Annotated in this window: 12 protein-coding genes; 2 read left to right on the top strand and 10 right to left on the bottom strand. The window is 65.8% G+C overall.

Annotation, left to right across the window (positions count from 1 at the left end; genetic code table 11):
• Positions 1–18 precede the first annotated feature (18 nt).
• The gene (locus RPR59_RS06165) at positions 19–2,082 is read right to left on the bottom strand and encodes a protein-disulfide reductase DsbD family protein (protein WP_313917763.1); all 2,064 of its coding nucleotides are present in this window, start codon (positions 2,080–2,082) and stop codon (positions 19–21) included.
• 73 nt (positions 2,083–2,155) lie between these two features.
• On the opposite strand from RPR59_RS06165, the gene RPR59_RS06160 reads away from it, so the two are divergent.
• Both RPR59_RS06160 and RPR59_RS06155 read left to right on the top strand, forming a co-directional pair.
• Positions 2,156–3,832: an alkaline phosphatase family protein gene (locus RPR59_RS06160; protein WP_313917761.1), complete on the top strand. Its 1,677-nt coding sequence runs from the start codon at positions 2,156–2,158 to the stop codon at positions 3,830–3,832.
• 180 nt (positions 3,833–4,012) lie between these two features.
• Positions 4,013–5,245: an MFS transporter gene (locus RPR59_RS06155; protein ID WP_313917750.1), complete on the top strand. Its 1,233-nt coding sequence runs from the start codon at positions 4,013–4,015 to the stop codon at positions 5,243–5,245.
• Between the two features lie 104 nt (positions 5,246–5,349).
• On the opposite strand, the gene RPR59_RS06150 is transcribed toward RPR59_RS06155, so the two are convergent.
• From RPR59_RS06150 to RPR59_RS06110, 9 genes are all read right to left on the bottom strand, one after another.
• Positions 5,350–5,787, bottom strand: coding sequence for an FKBP-type peptidyl-prolyl cis-trans isomerase (locus RPR59_RS06150; RefSeq protein ID WP_313917749.1), 438 nt, complete (start codon positions 5,785–5,787; stop codon positions 5,350–5,352).
• Between the two features lie 218 nt (positions 5,788–6,005).
• Complete coding sequence (locus RPR59_RS06145; protein ID WP_313917746.1) at positions 6,006–7,580, bottom strand: DUF885 family protein; 1,575 nt, start codon at positions 7,578–7,580, stop codon at positions 6,006–6,008.
• Between the two features lie 5 nt (positions 7,581–7,585).
• Complete coding sequence (locus tag RPR59_RS06140; RefSeq protein ID WP_313917744.1) at positions 7,586–8,593, bottom strand: alpha/beta hydrolase; 1,008 nt, start codon at positions 8,591–8,593, stop codon at positions 7,586–7,588.
• On the bottom strand, positions 8,590–10,209 hold the full coding sequence (locus tag RPR59_RS06135; protein ID WP_313917741.1) for a family 43 glycosylhydrolase: 1,620 nt from the start codon (positions 10,207–10,209) through the stop codon (positions 8,590–8,592). Before RPR59_RS06135 ends, RPR59_RS06140 begins: the two co-directional genes overlap by 4 nt.
• Positions 10,210–10,288: 79 nt before the next feature.
• The gene (locus tag RPR59_RS06130) at positions 10,289–13,108 is read right to left on the bottom strand and encodes a TonB-dependent receptor (protein ID WP_432280296.1); all 2,820 of its coding nucleotides are present in this window, start codon (positions 13,106–13,108) and stop codon (positions 10,289–10,291) included.
• A 283-nt stretch (positions 13,109–13,391) separates the two neighbouring features.
• Positions 13,392–14,924 (bottom strand): carboxylesterase/lipase family protein, encoded by a 1,533-nt coding sequence (locus RPR59_RS06125; RefSeq protein WP_313917737.1) that lies wholly within the window; start codon positions 14,922–14,924, stop codon positions 13,392–13,394.
• A 165-nt stretch (positions 14,925–15,089) separates the two neighbouring features.
• The gene (kduD, locus tag RPR59_RS06120) at positions 15,090–15,845 is read right to left on the bottom strand and encodes a 2-dehydro-3-deoxy-D-gluconate 5-dehydrogenase KduD (RefSeq protein ID WP_313917734.1); all 756 of its coding nucleotides are present in this window, start codon (positions 15,843–15,845) and stop codon (positions 15,090–15,092) included.
• A 5-nt stretch (positions 15,846–15,850) separates the two neighbouring features.
• Complete coding sequence (gene kduI, locus RPR59_RS06115) at positions 15,851–16,684, bottom strand: 5-dehydro-4-deoxy-D-glucuronate isomerase (protein ID WP_313917732.1); 834 nt, start codon at positions 16,682–16,684, stop codon at positions 15,851–15,853.
• Between the two features lie 677 nt (positions 16,685–17,361).
• A complete protein-coding gene (locus RPR59_RS06110; protein WP_313917730.1) occupies positions 17,362–18,408 on the bottom strand; it encodes a LacI family DNA-binding transcriptional regulator in 1,047 nt (348 codons plus the stop codon).
• Positions 18,409–18,446 lie beyond the last annotated feature (38 nt).

Below are 18,446 nucleotides of genomic sequence, written 5' to 3'. Positions count from 1 at the left end.
GCAATCTCCCGATCGGTGTCAGCCCCCCGGCAACGCCGTCAGCCGCTGCCGCGTCAGGATCTGCGGCAACACCCGCGGCGCATCGCTCTCGCTATCATACCACAGATACAGCGGAACGCCCGCACGATTATGGCGCTCGATGAAGCGGCCCAGTTCGGGGTCGCCGTCGGTCCAGTCGCCCACCAGCACGGCGACGTTCGCCTTGGCGAAGGCATCGGCCACCGCCTGCGTCTCGATCGCGGCCTTCTCGTTCACCTTGCACGTCAGGCACCAGTCGGCGGTGAAATAGGCGAAGACCGGCCGCCCCTCGGCCCGCAGATCCGCCAGACGCTGCTCGCTGAACGGTTCGGCGCCCAACCGGTCGGCGCTCTCCGTTTTCGCTTGCGCCGGGGCTTCGCGCACCAGCGCAAGCCCGCCCAGTGCCACCAGCGCCGCGATCAGTGCCGGCGCCCATTGCGCGACCCGCCCGCGCATCTGCCGCCGGCCGGTCCACCACAGGCCGAGCGCGAGCAGCAATGCAGCCCCCAGCCCCAGCGTCATGCCGCCGACGCCTGCCTGCCGCCCCAGCACCCAGGCGAGCGCGAGCGCGGTCAGGAACATCGGCACCGACAGGATGTGGCGGAAGGTTTCCATCCACGCGCCCGGCTTCGGCAGCATTGCGCGCAGCCGGGGCACGAACCCGATCAGCAGGAACGGCAGCGCCAGTCCCAGCCCGAGACCGGCGAAGATCGCCAGCGCCGCCACCGCCGGCAACACCAGCGCCGCGCCCAGCGCCACGCCCATGAAGGGCCCGGTGCACGGCGTCGCGACGAAAGCGGCGAGCGCGCCGGTCGCGAACGCCCCGCCACTTCCCCTCGCCGTGGCGCGATTGGCAAAGCCGGGCGCCGACAACTCGAACAGTCCGGCCAGGTTGAAGGCGATTCCGGTTACCAGCAGCAACAGGAACAGGATAACGCGCGGATCCTGCAACTGGAATGCCCAGCCCGCGCTCACCCCCGCTGCGCGCAGTGCGAGCAACACGGCGCCAAGCACCACGCAGACCAGCACCACGCCGGCGGTATAAGCCAGCGCCTCGGCCCGCGCGCCTGCCTGCGTCTCGCCGGCGCGCGCAAGGTTCAGCGCCTTCAGACTCAGGATCGGGAAGACGCAGGGCATGATATTCAGGATCAGGCCGCCCAGTACCGCGCCGAAAAAGGCGATCAGGGCGCGCGTCCACACCGAACCGCGCTCGCCGGACCCGCCGTCGCCGGCATCGGCCGCCACGGTGCCCGGTTCCGCGGTGACGACGAAACCCTGCTCCGGCCCGACCTTGAGGACGCCGGTGACGGCGCCATCGACATCGCCTTCGGCCTTCGTCGCGATGATCAGGCGGTCGCCCTCGCGCGTGACCGTCTGCGGCGCGGAATAGACGGCCGCGCCCTCCGTTTCCGGAAAGAAATACGCATCCGTCGCCGTCGCGCCTTGCGGAAACGGCACCGACAGGCGGAACGTATCGCCGGCGATTTGATAGGTCGCCTGCGCGCCGAGCGGTTTGGGCAACGCCTTGCGCCACCGATCGAACCGGGCGCGCCGATCGGCCGGCACCGCGCCGTCGCCCACCGTCAGCACGGTCGACAGTGTCCGGCTCTCCGGCACGCAGATTTCGTGCGTGCAGACGAGGTAATCCAGCTTTGCGGTGACCGGCAGCTCGGTCCCGCGCGCCAGCCCTTCGGGAATGTGCAGCTCGGCGAACTGGGTGAACGGCCCTTCATAGACATAATTCATGATGCCGCCGATCATCAGCGTCTGCGGCACCGGATATTGCAGCGAATCGGCCGTCACGCCGTCCGGCAGCGTCCAGTGGGCGGTGGTCGGCACGCCCGCCTCCCCCGGATTCTTCCAATAGCCGTGCCAGCCCGCCTCCGGCCGCGCGACGAAGGCGAGCGTAACCGTGCTCGCCGGCGCCGGATGCGACGTCTCGGGCACCATCTGCATCGCGATATGCCGCCCCTGCCCGCCGATCTGCGCCGCCGCCGGCCCGACGGCCACCAGAGATGCCAAGGCCGCAAGGACCGTCATCCAGATGAAACGCGCCGTCGTCATCAGCCTCCTTGCCGTCCGGGTATCCGATCGCCCATAGCGGCCGACATCATAGCCTTGTCCGGAGCCAAAGAACATGCGTTTCGCCGCCACCGCCGCCCTCGCGCTCACCACCATGCTGGCCACGCCCGCAAGTGCGCGAAGTGATCCGCAAGACCGGACGGCGGCCGCGAAACCCACCGGTGAAGTACCGTCGCCCGAGAGCAAGCCCGACCTGATCGTCGTCATCTCCGTCGACCAGTTCTCCGCCGATCTCTTTGCCGAATATCGCACCTATTTCTCCGGCGGTTTCGCTCGTCTTCTGAAAGGTGCGGTGTTCCCGTCCGGGTTTCAGAGCCATGCCGCGACCGAGACCTGCCCCGGCCACTCCACCATCCTGACCGGGGACCACCCGTCCCGTACCGGCATCATCGCGAACAACTGGATCGATCTCGATACGCCGCGCAAGGACAAGACGGTCTATTGCGCCGAGGACGAGAGCGTGCCGGGCAGCAATTCCGACGATTACACCGTATCGGACAAACATCTGAAGGTGCCGACGCTCGGGGAACGCATGAAAGCCGCCGACCCGCGCACGCGCGTCGTCTCCGTCGCCGGCAAGGACCGTGCGGCGGTGATGATGGGCGGGCACGATATCGACGAACTCTGGTGGTGGGACGGCAAGCGCTATCGCAGCTATGCGGACCGCGAAGAACCGGATGCGGTGACCCGCACCAACAAGGCCGTCGCAGCCGAAATCGCCCGGGCGCAACCGGCGCTCGAGCTTCCCCCCGTCTGCCGGGCGCATTCGCGCGCCATCCCGATCGGTGCGGGCAAGACCGTCGGCACCGGCCGCTTCGCCCGCGCAGCCGGCGATTATCACGCCTTCCGCGCCTCGCCGGAATTCGACGGTGCGACGCTGGCGCTCGCCGCTGCGCTGATCCAGGACATGAAGCTCGGCCGGGGGCCCGCCACCGACATCATCGACATCGGCGCCTCGGCCACGGACTATGTCGGCCACACCTATGGCACCGAGGGCAGCGAGATGTGCCTGCAACTGCTGTCGCTCGACCGCGATCTCGGCGATTTCTTCGGGGTGCTGGACGCGACCGGCGTCGATTACGTCGTGGCGCTGACCGCCGATCATGGCGGCAACGACCTTCCCGAGCGCGAACGCATGCACGCCATCCCGGATGCGAAGCGCGTCGATCCCTCCATCTCAGCGAAGCTGATCGGCGCGCGCATCGCGCAGGAACTCGGCCTGGCGGACAATCCGCTGCACGGCAGCGGAGTCGGCGACATCTGGATCGATCATGACCTCGACAGCGCGACGCGCGAAAAAGTACTGGCAGCCGCCGTGCAGCGCTACCGCGCCGATCCGCAGGTCGCGGCGGTCTTCACCCGGAAGGATCTGGAGCAGGTTGCCATCGCCCATACGCCGCCGGTCACCTGGAGCCTGGCCGAGCGCGCCCGCGCATCCTTCGATCCGAACCGATCGGGCGACCTGATCGTGATGCTGAAGCCGCGCATCACGCCGATCCCCGATCCCACCGGGGGCTATGTCGCCACCCATGGCAGCATCTGGGATTACGACCGGCGCGTGCCGATCCTGTTCTGGCGCAAGGGGATGGCCGGTTTCGAACAACCGCTCGGCGTGGAAACGGTCGACATCATGCCGAGCCTCGCCGCACTTGTGGACCTGCCGCTCGCGCGCGGCGATGTCGACGGCCGCTGCCTCGACCTCGACGCGAGCGCCGGCGGCACCTGCGACTGAGCGGCGCTCCGGCTCCGGCGCGGCCCGCGGCCGCGCCGGTCCACTCCATAAACGGCTTGCAGGCACAGGTCGGTGCGATCGGTGCGGCGTCCGGTTGCGAAGATTGCGGACATACTTGTCCGCTTCGCAGTTGCGGCCGCTCGTGAGCGGCAACATCTTGCTGCGATGTTGCAGCGCACAATGATCCGCTTGTCCCCAGTTCCCGGTGAGGACTTTTCCGCATCCGTCGTTCTGTTCGCGCTCGCCATGGGCGGTTTCGCGATCGGCACGACCGAATTCGCGGCGATGAGCCTGCTGCCCTATTTCGCCCACGGCCTGAACATCGACGAGCCGACCGCCGGGCACGTCATCAGCGCCTATGCCTTGGGAGTGGTGGTCGGCGCACCGGTGATCGCGGTGCTGGCGGCACGGATTGCGCGCCGCACGCTGCTCATGGCGCTCATGCTCGTCTTCGCGCTCGCCAACGGGCTGAGCGCGCTGGCGCCCAGCTATGGCTGGATGCTGGTTTTCCGTTTTATGAGCGGCCTGCCGCACGGCGCCTATTTCGGCGTCGCCTCGCTGCTCGCGGCATCGCTGGTCCCGCGCGATCGGCGTTCACAGGCGGTCGCGACGGTGATGATCGGCCTGACCGCGGCGACGATCGTCGGCGTACCGCTCGCCAACGGCATAGGCCAGATATTCGGCTGGCGGCTGGGCTTCGGCCTGGTGGCGGTGCTGGCGATGGCGACCGCATTGGCGGTACGGCTGGTGGCACCGATCGGCCTGCCGCGAACGGGCGCGAGCCCACTCCGCGAACTCGGCGCGCTCGGCCGGCGGCAGGTCTGGCTGACGCTCGGCATCGGCGCGATCGGCTTCGGCGGCATGTTCTGTGTCTATACCTATCTCGCCACCACGTTGATCGCGGTCACCGGGATGGCGGAGGCCGCCACCCCGCTCGTCTTCGCCGTATTCGGGCTTGGTATGACGATCGGCACCATCGTATGCGCCAGGGCCGCCGACCGCGCGCTGATGCCGGCAGTGGGCGCGACCCTGTTGTGGAGCGCGGGCGCGCTCGCATTGTTTCCGCTGGCGGCGCACAGCGTCTGGACGGTCGTTCCGGTCGTGTTCCTGATCGGTTGCGGCGGCGGGCTCGGCGCCATTCTGCAAACGCGGCTGATGGACGTCGCCGACGACGCCCAGACCCTGGCCGCAGCGCTCAACCACAGCGCATTCAACACCGCGAACGCATTGGGTCCCCTGTTGGGCGGGCTTGCCATCGGCGCCGGCTATGGCTGGGCGGTCACGGGCTGGGTCGGCGCCGGCCTCGCGCTCGGCGGCTTCGCCATCTTCCTCGTGGCGTTGTGGGATGCGCGACGCGACCAGGCATCGACGTCGTTGGCGCCCGCGCAGACCGGCGGTTCGCCGACCGCCTGATCGCCGGCGCCCCGACCGTTGCGGCATGCGGGGCCGGATGGAGCAGGTCCCCTACCGGCCGCCTGCATGTCCTTTCACGAATATTCCGCGGGAAAAGCGGCCGATCAGGCCGCGTCTTTGATCTCGACCAGGGTCACTTCAAAATTCAGGTCCTCGCCGGCAAGCGGATGATTGCCGTCCGCCGTGATCGACGTCTCTCCAACCTCGGTAATCACGAGATTGGCGGTCGAACCGTCTTGCTGCTTGGCAGAGAGCATCATGCCCGGTTGCGGCTCGGCATCCTGGGGCAGGTTCGCGCGCGGAATATCGATGACCATTTCTTCGTGGCGCGGCCCGAAGGCGTCGGCAGCGGCGATCGTCACGACCTGTTCGTCGCCCACCTTCATGCCGTCCAGGGCGGCCTCGATCTGCGGAAAGATCTCGGCTCCGCCGATCTTTACGGTTTGCGGCCCGTCCTGTTCGGTGCCGCCGACAATGCTGTCATCGCTCTTGCGCACGACATAGTCGATACGCACGGTATCGCCGTTTTTCGCGGTTTGCATAATCATCCTTTCGATACGGTATTAGGGCGCGTGGCGCCTTCCAGATCAGCGCTTCAAAAAGCGCCAGCGTTCCCCAACAGTGGTAATCCCAAGCCGGCCAGTCAATGTGAAGCGGCCGCGCATTGTCTTCGCGGTCGGCCACCACGTCTGCCCAGGGGGCGAACCGAACCCATAGGGTCCGGTGCGGATCACGGGCATCTCCGCCTTGCCCACGACTTTCAGGCTGCGCCCCCTCGGCCGGAATATGTCGTCGGCACGGCCGTACCGGCACCATCGTGTCGCGCCACCGCCTCCACCAGATGAAGCGGCAGCGATCCGGGCGCCAGCACATGATCGTGAAAGTCGCGGACATCGCCCGCTATGTCCCGCAGATCGGCAAGCGAGGCGGCCATCAAAAATTCGGCCGAGCGGATGCCCGGTTCGAGGCAGATGCGCGCGACATCCTCCTCGATGGGCGCGAAGATCACGCCCTCGCCCTGCAGGTCGCGCAACCGCGCGATCGCCTGCGCTTGCGTCCAGCCCCGGCTGTGGATGCCGGTATCGGCCAGCGCGCGGCCGACGCGGAACAGCGCCCATTGGATATAGCCGAGTTCCGCCTCGGGCGCTCCCTCGAACGCGCCGGCATGCGCCATCAGTTCCTCGGCATAGATCGCCCATCCCTCGGTGAAGGCGGCGGCATAGGACAGCCGCAATGGGTGTGGATCGGCCGCCGCTTCGATCGGCATCTGCAGCATATGGCCGGGCAGAAGCTCGTGATGCACCACGCTGGAAAGTGTCCAGTCGGGCCGGCGCCGGATATGCGCGAGGTCGACGTAATAGCCGCCCTCGCCCGATCCATCGGCGGGCGGCACGGTGCGATAGCCGCCGCGCCCCGCCGCCTCGTCGGCGCGCGACATGCGCCGCGCCGCGACATGATCGACGGCGGGCGGAATCGTGCCGAACGCCTGCGGCATCCATCGACGCGCACGCGCCATCCAGCGATTCATGTCGGCCACCGCCCGATCGCGCCCGGCACCGCTGTCGGCATAGAGGTGGCGCGGATCGCGCGCCAACGCACGGAAGCGCTCACCGTTCGAGCCGCCCTTCATGCCGAGTTTGGCGAACAGCATGTCGGCGCGCCGGGCCAGCGCTCGCGCCGCCGCCTCGGCGCGCGCATGCGCAGCGGCAGGCGCGATCGCCTCGCCCAGTGCACGTTCGAGCATCAGCGCGAAATAATCGGATCCGCCGCGCAGGCGCACCAGGCCGGCATGATCGGGAGCGTGGGGACGCTGCTTGCGCAACGCTGCCGCCTGTCCGGCAAGCGCCGCCGCACTTTCGCCGCTCGCCCTGCCCCGTGCCGCCTCGACGGCGCGTAGCGTCTCGTCGAGCAGCGCCCTTGGCAGCACCACGCCCTGGTTCGCCGCTGCGTCGAGCATTTGCGTATCGGCGCGGATCGCATCGGCTGCGACGGTGCCGCCTTCCGCCACCTTGCGCCAGTTCCCGGTACGCGGCGACACCGGATAGGGCGAGCGGCCCGGCCTGAGCCAATTCCACCGCGCCAGCATCCGCGCATCGACCGCAAGGCCCTGCCGCACCGCGAGCAGATCGAGCCGGCGCACCGGCGACAGCCCGCGTGCATCGAAACCACGCAGCGCCCCCAGGCCAGCCACCGGGTCGCCCGCGTCGATCCGGTCGAGCAGCGCAACAAGCCCGGCATCGCGCGAAGTGGCGGCACGGGCCGGGGCGAACACCCTCGGCAACAACGCCAGCACAGCCAGCCCGGCGAGCGCGCCGCGCCGGTCGGGAGAAAACACCTCCGTCAGATCAGCACCTCGTGCGTGCGCGCCCAATTGAGGAACAGTTCGGGCCAGCGTCCGGCCGGCTTGCCGATCACGCGGCGCATGGCGAAGCCGTGGCCGCCATGTTCGAACAGATGCGTCTCGACCGGCACGCCCTTCGCTTTCAGCGCGGCGCGGAACAGCAGCGTGTTTTCGACCGGCACCGCGGGATCGTCCTCGGCATGGCAGAGGAAGCAGGGCGGCGTGTTGTCCTTCACGTTCCTATCGGGCGAATGCGCCGTCTCCAGCGTCGCTCCGGCATCCGCGCCGATCAGCGCGGTGCGCGATCCTTCATGCGCGTAAGGCCGCTTCATCGTCATCACCGGATAGATCGGCGCCGCCACCTGCGGCCGTGCCGAGAGCTTGTCGGCATCGTCGACCGCGTCATAGGTCCGCGCATCGAAGCGTGTCGCGAGGTCGGCGCACAGATGGCCGCCCGCCGAAAAGCCCATCGCGCTCACCCGCGCCGGATCGACCGCATAGTCGACGGCGCGGTGGCGGATCAGCCGCATTGCGCGCTGCGCATCGGACAGCGAGACATCGGGACCGGCCGCCCAGCCCTCGCCCGGCAGGCGATAGAACAGCACGAAGCAGGTGAATCCGCGCTCGGCGAGCCACTGCGCCATTTCATAGCCTTCGCGGTCGATGACCACGCGGATATAGCCGCCGCCCGGCATGATCAGCATCGACGCGCCGTTGGGCCGCCACGGCTTGAACACCGCCATGCGCGGCACGGCGACATGATCCACCGCGCGGTCGTTCACTTCGCCGTCCTCGCTGCGCTCGGTGACACGCTCCTCAAAGGGCGTCGCCGGCGCGCCCGGCGCGCCGTCCGGCCACAAATCGATCGTCTCCGTCGGTTGCGGCCAGGCGGGTACGTCTCCGCCTTCGATATGCGGTGGGGCGGTCTGCGCGCCCGCGCGCCCGGCAAATCCCGCGCCGGCCGCGGCGGCGAGCGATCCGATGAGTGCGCTACGACGATCGATCATGGCAGAGTTCTGTAGGTGAAGTTGGCGAAACGCACCTCGCCCCTGCCCGCCGCATAGAGGCCGGGGCGCAGGCTGAGGAAATCATAGGCGGTGTTGTGATTGTATCCCGACACTTCCATCTGGACGTCGAACTTCTCCCACGACTTGCCGCCATCGGCGCTGGTGTACATCGTCACGATATTGCGATCGTTTTCGATCGCCACGCGCATCTTGCGCGCGATCGCGGGCGGCTTGCCGGTCTGCCGCTGCAGGCCGTAGCGGTGCATCATCAGGCCCTTTGCGTTCAGCCCCAGCCCGGCATAGAGCCGGCGATTGTAGTAAAGCAGCAGTCCGCCCTCGGCGTCCGGATCGACTTCGACATCGACTTCCATCCGGTACGCGTGATCCCCGCAGATGCAGGTGATCGGCGAACAATCGGACGGCGTTCTGCCCTTGCCGCGGACATGCATCACCTTGCCCGCGCGGCGCACGCGCGCCTTCTCGTTCGGGCCGGGATCATAAAAGGACCATTGGATACCGAACCTGTCGGTCGAAAAATCGTCGCTGAGCGGCATGCCGGTGGGCAGTTCGCCGAGATCGACCGGTTTTTTCAGCGGCTTCGACAGATCGCCGCCGATCGGCTTCGCCCAGCCGTCCTCGCCCCACTCGAAAGGCTGCAACAATGCCTGCCGGCCGAGCGTCCAATAGCCGTTCTCATAGCCGTGATAGATCATCCACCACCGGCCGTCCGGCCCCTCGAACGGCGTCGCATGGCCGCGCGACCACCATTTCTCCCCGGCCGACATCGTCTTGATGACGGGATTGTTCGGATCGTTCTCCCACGGCCCGTCGATCGTCCGCGCCCGCGCCATGATGACCATGTGCCCGGTCGGCGGCCCCGCCGTCCCGCCGACGGCGAGCGTCATATAGTAATAGTCGCCGGCCCTGGTGATCTTCGGCCCCTCGGGCGCGAAGGTTTCGACCACCCAGTCCTCGGGATAGTGCCAGGGATCGTAGACGTGCTCGACGGGGCCCGCCTTGGCGAGACCGTCGGGCGTCAGCTTCACCCGGTCGCCGCCCGACAGGAAGATATAGCGCGTGCCGTCCTCGCCCACCGCATGACCGGGATCGATATGATCGGGCAGGTCGAGATCGATCGGTTCCGACCACGGCCCTTCGATCCGGTCGGCATGGATGACATAGATCGACTTCTTGTCCGGTGTTCGTGCCGGGATATAGACGAAATAGCGCCCGTCATGCTTGACCAGTTCGGGCGCCCATACCGATCCGATCGGCACGGTCAGCGCCGCCGTCACCGGCCGCCAGTTCACGAGGTCGCGGCTGTGCCAGATGACGATGCCCGGATAGGCGTCGAAGCTGGAAAAGGTCAGGTAATAATCGTCGCCGTCGCGGATAATCGACGGATCGGGATGATCGCCGGCGAAGACGGGATTGAGGAAGGTGCCGTCGCCGAGATCGGCCTTGCGCTGCCCCTCAAAACCGCGGCCCCATTGCATATCGGCATAGGGGTCGAGCGACGATGTCGCGCGCGATCCCTGCGCGGCCGCCACACCCGGCACGAGCCGTAACATCCCGGCCGCCGCCACCGCCTTGAGCCCGGTTCTTCGATTGATCATGCGATGCCCTCGGCAAAAGAGTGGCCGGCGCGACAGGGTCGCTCCGGCCGGGAGGTTGGGGAAAACTACGCAACGATCGTCACAGCTTGAAACGAACCCCGGCCATGATGACCCGCCCGTAATGGTTGTTCTCATAATTGCGGCGGGCGAAATCATCGACGAAACGGTATCGATAGTCGTCGGTCAGGTTCGTACCGTCCAGCGACAGCTCGATCTGGTCGGTCAGCGCATAGCGAATCGCGGCGTCGAGATTGAACGAGCTGCCGTAACCTTCGAAGATGTTGCTGTTGCCGCTCGTGCTCGTCAGATAGCCCTCGCGATAGGCACCGGACACGCGGATCGAAAAGGTGCCGTCGTCATAATAGACGGTCCCGTTGGCCGATTTCTTGGAAAGACCAAGCAGCGGCCGTGTGTAGACATCGCCGTTGACCGTATAGTCCACATCGCTGTCGACCAGGGTCAGATTGCCCAGCACACCGAATGACCGCAAGGATTCGGAAAAGATCGAGAACGGCAGGTTGAGCGCCAGTTCCACGCCCTTCAGACTCGCCCCCGGCCCGTTGATCGTGGTCCGGAATTCGAATTCGCGGTCGGGATCCGTTCCGTTCACGATCGCGTCATAGACGGGCGTTCCGGGCGTCAGGATGGAGGTTGGAAGACCGGAAGAGGCATAGGTGCCTTCGCGGGTGCTGCCCAACGGGAAGCTGACGATGTCCTTTTTGAACAACGCCACCGACGCCAGCGCGCTCGGCGCGAAATACCATTCGACGGCCACGTCATAGTTGGTCGCGCGATAGGGGTCGATGAACGGATTGCCCGACGAGATCCTGAAGTTGAACTCGTCCACCGATCCTCCCGGCGTCAGCGATCCCAGCGACGGGCGGGTCATCACCTTGGCGATGGCGCCGCGCACGATCAGATCGTCGGTCGGATGGAAATTGATGTTCATGGCCGGCAGCCAGTCGTCATAGCTGCGTTTCACGGTGACATATTCGCCGCTGACGAAGCCTTGCGATGCCTGATCCGTATTGGCGTAGCGCATACCGGCATTGCCGGTGACACGCAGACCCAGCAGATGCGTCTCGAAATTCGCCTGGAACCAGCCGCCGCTCGATTCCTCGGTGACCGAGCGCTTGTCGCCTTCGTCGACGACCGCCTCTCGATTGTACAGATCGAGGAAATCCGTTCCGCCCTGCAGGTTGGGTTCGACCCAGGCATTGGTGTTGCCTTCCGGCTGCCCCGCCTCGCCCAGATGGAAGATGTCGGAAAATTCTTCGGTGACCGGCGCGCCGTACTGGCCGGCTTCGCAGGCGAATGCGTTGCAATAGGTGCTGTCGCGGCGATAGCCGACCGTGTCGAAATCGAACCGGCGATAAAAAGGTCCGCCGGTCAGTTCGAAACCGTCCGTGACCTGCCAGTTCAAATCCAGCGCGGCGGTGCGAAACTTGTTGGTAACCGTCGATGGCCGATCGCGGAATTCGGCGAACTGAAAGGCACCCGGATCCTCGATTTCAGAGCCGAAGGAAAGCACCGGCGACTTCATATCGGTATAGTCGTAGCTGTATCCGGTCGCGTCCCGGTTATCGAACATCAATGAGGTTTCGATCGGGATGTCCGCATCCGACTGCGAAAAGCCGCCGCGCAGGGTCGCGGAAAACCGGTCGCTGAATTCCTGTTCGAGCTTGCCCGACAATTGGTAGAATTCGGTCTCGCTCTCGCGGTGGTAGCGCTCGGTACGGACATAGACATTGTCCAGGTCGGCGGAGATGATGTTGTTCTCGTCGTCGATCACGTAATTGGACAGGTCGATCCCGTCCTCGTTGCTGCGCAAGAGCACCTCGCCCCAATGCTCGTCGCGCTGTTCCTTGAAGTTGGAATAGAGTCCGTCGATCGACAGGGTCGTGCGGTCGGTCGGCTTCCACTGCAGCGACGCGGTCGCGCCCAGCCGCTTGCGGTCATGGGCGACCAGGCCGTACCGTGGAATGCGCGGGTGAAACGCGTCCGCAACCTCCGCACAGGCCCCTGTCGGGGAATCCAGATCGCATGCGACGCCGTCGACCGACCGGAACGGAGCCTGCGCCCAGCGGACCGAGTTGTTGCCGAGTTCCGGCGTTTTATATTGCGAATACGCGATGGACGCGGAGACACCGAACGTCTCGTCATCGTTCACCCAGCCGAGCAACCCCGCCAGCCGCGGCCCTACATCATCGTTGAGGTCGTTGTACCGCGCCTGAGCGCTGGCGGTCAGCGTCACGCCCCGGCCATACGCCAACGGATTGCCGGTGTTGAGATCGACGACCGCGCCCAGCGATCCCTCGTCGAGCGCCGCCTCCGCCGTCTTGTGCACCACGATCGAGGTGAAGAGTTCGGACGCGAAGACGTTGAAGTCGAACGCGCGGTCGCGATTGGCCGATGCACCGTCGGTCGAGGTCGCGATCGTCTCCATCCCGTTCACGCGAACGCGGGTGAACTGCGCGCCGAGACCGCGCACCGTGATCGCGCGGCCTTCGCCGGCGTCGCGCTCGATGGCGATGCCGGGAATGCGCTGCAGCGATTCTGCCAGGTTCTGGTCGGGGAACTTCGCGATGTCCTCCGCCACGATCGCGTCGATTGCCGAGTCGGACTGCCGTTTCAGGTCGAGCGCGGCGTCCAGCGAGGCGCGATACCCGGTGACGACGATCGTCTCCGGTGCCTGGTCGACCGACTGATAGCTGTCGTCCGCCTGATATGTTGCCGGTGCATTCGCGCTCGCCTCGCCCTCCTGCGAAGCCGCGCGGTCCTCTTGTGCGGATAGATCCTGCGCCTGCGCCGTGCCGATAGCCAGCACCGCCACGGATGCAGCGCCGAGCAGCCGCGTCGAAATCCTGTTCAGTCTCTCAGAACGCTTCCAACCGCGCATCTCTCTCTCCCTTTCATGGCATCAAGCGGCTCGTTTTCCGATGACACCGGTATCTTTTTCTGGATCGCGCCGAGGCGATCCGGCGAAATTTTGCGGGAGAATGGTCTTTCGACTCAGCCCTTCAGCCCATCTCCCATCCTGCAGCGCCGCTTTCCGCGGTCGTTTCTTTCTTTGTCGTCCTCCGGCACGCTTACATCTGCGTGTAAGTAACCGGTGTCATAGACAGTGATCGTAGATAATTTGCTTGTCAAGCGCCCGACGAGATCGTCCGTGCGTATTGCCGTCAGGTTCCCGGCTGGATGTAGGGCACCCGCGCGAACAGCTCGCGCTGCCAACGCCGCGGATCGTCCTCCAGCCTTGAATTCGCGTCGAATATCATCGTTTCCCGATCCGGCACGGTGTAGCGCGCCCAGTGATCGAGCCCGGAATGATTGGGATCGCCGGTTCGCGCGCAAGCGAGGAAAGCATCCATCATCTGCCGGCTGACCCGCTGCGCCTCCGCCCCGGTCCCGGTGATCGAGTTCGGTGCGCCGAGCGTGCCGAACACCAGCGGAATGTCGAGCGTATGCGGCGCACCGCGTTCCGGCTCGACCGGCGAGGGGAAGTTCAGTTGATAGACCCAGGTGGGCGTATCCGCCTCGGCGCGCGCATCGGCCTCGATCACCTGGCCGCGCCAGCTCCGCCCCGCCGTTGTCGCGGCATAGAAAAGCTCGGTCGGCGACATTTGGGGAAAGCGTTCGCGATACTGCGCCACCACCCATTCGGGCAGGATGTCGATGCGCAGTTCCGGGGCGATGCGCTTCGGCAGATTATCCCAGGTCAGCCCTCGCACCTTCTCGCCATGCGGTGAAATGAAAGCACGCGTCTCGTCATGGGTGTTGCCGAGGATCATCGGCATCGCATTCGATTGCGGATTGGCATCGGGCCAGAACGGATGGCGCGTCAGCCACTTCATATCGAGCACCGGCCCGAAATAGACATGGCCGCCCAACACGGGATCGACCGCGCCGAGGCCGTCCATCAGCTTTTCGACCGGCATCGACAATAGCGGCGACAGATCGCCCTCACCCACGCCGACGGCGTCGAGATACGCCCTGGTCCGCTCGCTCGCGTTGAGCGGCCCCGAAGCGGTCACCTGCTGTCCGCTCATCGTTGCGGCGCGCTGGAACAGGCCCTTGGCGGCGGGCATGCCCATCATCGTCGCGATCTTCGCACCGCCGCCCGACTGGCCGAACACCAGCACGCGGTTCGGATCACCGCCGAAAGCCGCGATATTCTCCCGCACCCATTTGAGCGCGAGGATCAGGTCGAGCTGCCCGACATTGCCGCTGTCCGAAAAGCGCGGATCGAGCCGCGCGAGATAGCAATAGCCCAGTGCATTGAGCCGGTGATTGACCGTCACCACCACCGCATCACCGTGCGCGGCAAGCCTGTCGCCATAGTTGAGGGGGTCGATGACGCTGCCCGACGAATAGGCGCCGCCATGGATGTAGAGCATCACCGGCCGGTTCGCGCGCGCATCGGCGCCCGGAGTCCAGATGTTGAGGAAGAGGCAGTCCTCGCTCTGCCTCGCATAGTGATTGCTTGCCTGCGGGCAAGACGCGGCGAATTCGGTGGCGTTCTGCACCTCGCGCCTCGGCTCTGGCGCCAGCGGCGCCCGGAACCGCCTTGTGCGCGTGTCCTGTCCGTACCGGATACCGCGAAAGACGCTGAGACCATTCTCGGAAACGCCGCGATACCGCCCGCCGGGCGCCGTGACCACGGGATCGCCGGCAGCCGCTCGCGCCAGTCCCGGCATCGTGCCAAGCGCGCCCATTCCGGCGGCCGCCCCGATCAATTCACGCCGCCGCCAACCTCGCCTCGCATTGCGAGTCTCCATAGCCCCTCCTTTTCGGCCATCACGACGCCCGCTTCTCTCGGCGGTCCGCTTCGCTGCTGTCCGTCTAATGCATGTCGCGGCGGCCCGCGCCCGTCCCCTTCGTCAGCGCGCGAGCCAGCCGCCATCGACCGCCAGGACATGGCCGTCGACATAATCGGAAGCGCTCGATGCCAGGAACACCGCAGCGCCGCCCATATCCTTCGGATCGCCCCAGCGCCCCGCCGGAATGCGGTCGAGGATCGCCTTCGACCGGTCCGCGTCGTCGCGCAGCGCCTGGGTGTTGTTGGTGGCGATATAGCCCGGCGCGATCGCGTTCACGTTGATGCCTTTCGCGGCCCATTCGTTGGCGAGGATTTTGGTCAGCCCCGCCACGCCGCTCTTCGACGCGGTATAGCTCGGCACGCGGATGCCGCCCTGAAAGCTCAGGAGCGAGGCGATGTTGATGATCTTGCCACCTCCCTGCTTCACCATGTGCCGCGCCGCGGCCTGGCACAGGAAGAAGACGCTCTTCATATTGGTGTCGACCACCGCGTCCCAGTCCTCCTCGGTGAAGTCGAGGCTGTCGTTGCGGCGGATGATGCCGGCATTGTTGACCAGGATGTCGCACCCGCCGAGCTTTTCGACCGCCTCGTCGACCACGCGCGCGACCGGTTCGATGGTCGACAGGTCGGCCGACACCATCTCGGCCCGGCGCCCCAGCTCGCGCGCCTTGGCCACGGTCTCCTCGGCCGGCGTGCGGCCGACTGCGGCGATATCTGCGCCGGCCTCGGCCAGCGCGAGCGCGATGCCCTGGCCGATGCCGGTATTCGCGCCGGTGACGACAGCGACCCTGCCGCTCAAATCGAAAGGACTGGTCATCGCGCTCACTTCAACTGGCAGATGTCGAGGACGTTCATGTCCGTATAGTCGAGATTCTCGCCGCCCATCGCCCAGATGAAGGTATAGGCCTTGGTGCCCGAGCCCATATGGATCGACCAGGGCGGGCTGATCACCGCCTGCTCGTTCTCCATGACGATGTGCCGCATCGAATCGGGCTGGCCCATATAATGGAAGACACGGTCGTCCTCATCGAGGTCGAAATAGAGATAGATCTCGCTGCGCCGGTCGTGGAGGTGCGGCGGCATGGTGTTCCATACGCTGCCCGGCTGCAGGATGGTCAGGCCCATCAGCAGCTGCGAGCTTTCGCAGATGCCGGGGATGACGAGCTGATAGATGGTGCGCTCGTTCGACGCCTCGAGCCCGCCTTTCTTCAGCGGATTGGCCTCGGCGACCGAGATCTTCTTCACCTCGCAGCGCTTGTGCGCCGGCAGCGAGACGATGTAGTAGCGCGCGCCATCGCCCGAGAACTGCACGTCCTTCGATCCCATCGGGATATAGAGGCAATCCTTGTTGGCCATGTCGAAGCCCTGGCCGTCCACGGTGACCTTGCCCGGCTGACCGATATTGACCACGCCCATTTCGCGCCGCTCGAGGAACGGATGCCCCCTGGCGCTTTCGGGCTCGGTCTGGTCGGGCAGCTTCAGTGCGCCGCCCTTGGGAACGGCCCCGCCGATGACGAAGCGTTCGTTATGCGAGTAATTGAGGTTGATCTCGCCGTCCGCGAACATGCCCTGAACCAGATAGCGGTCGCGCAATTCATCATTTTCAACCCGATCCATCATGTCCGGGTGGGTGGCGTGATAGGTTTTCTCGAACATGGCAGCTCCTGCTTCATGATTGGGACCGCGAGCCCGCGATCGCATGAATCGACGGGAGCGAACCTGTCGCCCATCCGCGCCGCCCTTGGCAGCAAGCCCGTCCTCTCCCGGCCGATCCGCTGTTCCGACTGGCCCGATTGGTAACCGGTGTCAGATTGCAATGCAAGGCCATCGCAAACCACCGAAGACGATTTTCCGGAAATGATCGGCCACCACAGGAATGGTCGGGCTGGGCAATCAAGATTCACCCCATTCCAGTTGGGCTGAACGTTCGAACACCCACAACCGTTGGGGCCGAGCTTGTCGAAGCCTTGCGCTCCTACCCAGGATGCCTCTGCGAAACCCATTCTCGTCTCTCCGGCGGAGGCCGGGGCCACCGAGCCGCTTATCTTAAGCGCTTGATATTGCAGCTAAGCGGATACTGAAACAAGTTCAGCATGACGAAAGAGGCTTCCGTTTCGCGCCTTTTGCGGAAGTCTCCTTTCGAGGGAAGAAGAAGAACAGCCCTTCGACAGGCGCAGGGCAAGCGAATCGGATTTAACGCTCGATACTCGAATAACCCTGACAATGGCCCCCGCACTTCAGGCTATGTCAAAGCAATATCCCGCCGGCCCCTCAGCCGGGACAGCGCAGGCGAAGCCCCGGTTAGGATCGCCTCCCCAAGCTCGCAATCGGCTCTAATCGCGCGGCGGCGGGGCGACCGATCCGCGGCGGATCAGCGTCGACAGGAACATCGATGGCTCATCCACCTCCTGTTCGCCTTCGGTCACGCTGACGGTCAGTTTCAGCGCGGCGGAGCGCGCCATGGTGGCGATCGGCCAGCGCACTGTCGTCAGCGGCGGCCAGATATGGCTGGCGATCGGCGTGTCGTCGAAACCGACGATCGACAGGTCCTTGGGCACGTCCATCCCGCGCCGCCGCGCCGCCTGCAGCACGCCGGTCGCCATCTCGTCGTTGCTGGCGAAGATCGCGGTCGGCCGCGGCGACAGATCCAGCAGCCGCTCGGCGGCGAGCAGCCCCGAATCGAACGTGTAATTGCCGTCGGCGATCATGCTGCGCGGCAGCTTGAGGTCCGCCTGTTCCAGCGCTTCCTCAAAGCCCAGCCGGCGCTCGAGCGCGGAGCGAAAGCCGTGCGGCCCCGACACGAAGCCGATCCGGCTATGTCCCTGCTCGATCAGATACCTGATCGCATCGCGCACCGCTTCCCGATCGTTCGACGCGACCATGTTGCCGGGTTGGTCGAGTTCGGCCGAGCCCATCCGGACATAGCGACACCCGATCTGGCGACAGAGTTCGGCCAGCGAATCGTTTTCCGAGATAGGCGGCATCAACACCACGCCGAACAGCCGCTGCCGCTCCAGGAACTGCCGAATATCCTCCAGCATGTTCACCATGCCGCGATCGACCGGGCGCACGACAAGCTCGAATTCGGTATCGCGGATCGCTTCGAGGATGCCCTGCTGCACCTTCAACACGGTCTGCGCATTGGGGTTGTCGTGGACCAGCCCGATCAGGAAATTGCGCCGCAGCGCAAGCGCGCGCGCTTGCGGATTGGGAACGTAGCCGAGATCCTTGATGACCTCCTGAACGCGCTTGCGGGTATCGTCGTTCAGCAGCGGCGATCCGTTGATGACGCGGCTTACGGTCTTTTTCGAGACGCTGGCGACACGGGCCACGTCGTTGATCGTCGGCTGCGACCCGTTCTCTCTATTCTTTGCGGCCATCCGCCCTCCTCTGCGCCGCAGGCTGACGCCCGGACAAT

The sequence above is a fragment of the Stakelama saccharophila genome, from assembly GCF_032229225.1.
GTDB lineage: Bacteria > Pseudomonadota > Alphaproteobacteria > Sphingomonadales > Sphingomonadaceae > Sphingomonas > Sphingomonas saccharophila.
Note: the sequence above shows the minus strand (reverse complement) of the source record. Positions and strands in the feature narration are given on the sequence as shown.

Excerpts from the sequence above, each read along its gene's own strand:
- RPR59_RS06130 (WP_432280296.1), bottom strand. The coding sequence starts at position 13,108 with ATGCGCGGTTGGAAGCGTTCTGAGAGACTGAACAGGATTTCGACGCGG.
- kduI (WP_313917732.1), bottom strand. The coding sequence starts at position 16,684 with ATGTTCGAGAAAACCTATCACGCCACCCACCCGGACATGATGGATCGG.
- RPR59_RS06155 (WP_313917750.1), top strand. The coding sequence starts at position 4,013 with ATGATCCGCTTGTCCCCAGTTCCCGGTGAGGACTTTTCCGCATCCGTC.
- RPR59_RS06125 (WP_313917737.1), bottom strand. The coding sequence starts at position 14,924 with ATGGGCGCGCTTGGCACGATGCCGGGACTGGCGCGAGCGGCTGCCGGC.
- RPR59_RS06140 (WP_313917744.1), bottom strand. The coding sequence starts at position 8,593 with ATGATCGATCGTCGTAGCGCACTCATCGGATCGCTCGCCGCCGCGGCC.
- kduD (WP_313917734.1), bottom strand. The coding sequence starts at position 15,845 with ATGACCAGTCCTTTCGATTTGAGCGGCAGGGTCGCTGTCGTCACCGGC.
- RPR59_RS06110 (WP_313917730.1), bottom strand. The coding sequence starts at position 18,408 with ATGGCCGCAAAGAATAGAGAGAACGGGTCGCAGCCGACGATCAACGAC.
- RPR59_RS06150 (WP_313917749.1), bottom strand. The coding sequence starts at position 5,787 with ATGCAAACCGCGAAAAACGGCGATACCGTGCGTATCGACTATGTCGTG.
- RPR59_RS06135 (WP_313917741.1), bottom strand. The coding sequence starts at position 10,209 with ATGATCAATCGAAGAACCGGGCTCAAGGCGGTGGCGGCGGCCGGGATG.
- RPR59_RS06160 (WP_313917761.1), top strand. The coding sequence starts at position 2,156 with ATGCGTTTCGCCGCCACCGCCGCCCTCGCGCTCACCACCATGCTGGCC.
- RPR59_RS06165 (WP_313917763.1), bottom strand. The coding sequence starts at position 2,082 with ATGACGACGGCGCGTTTCATCTGGATGACGGTCCTTGCGGCCTTGGCA.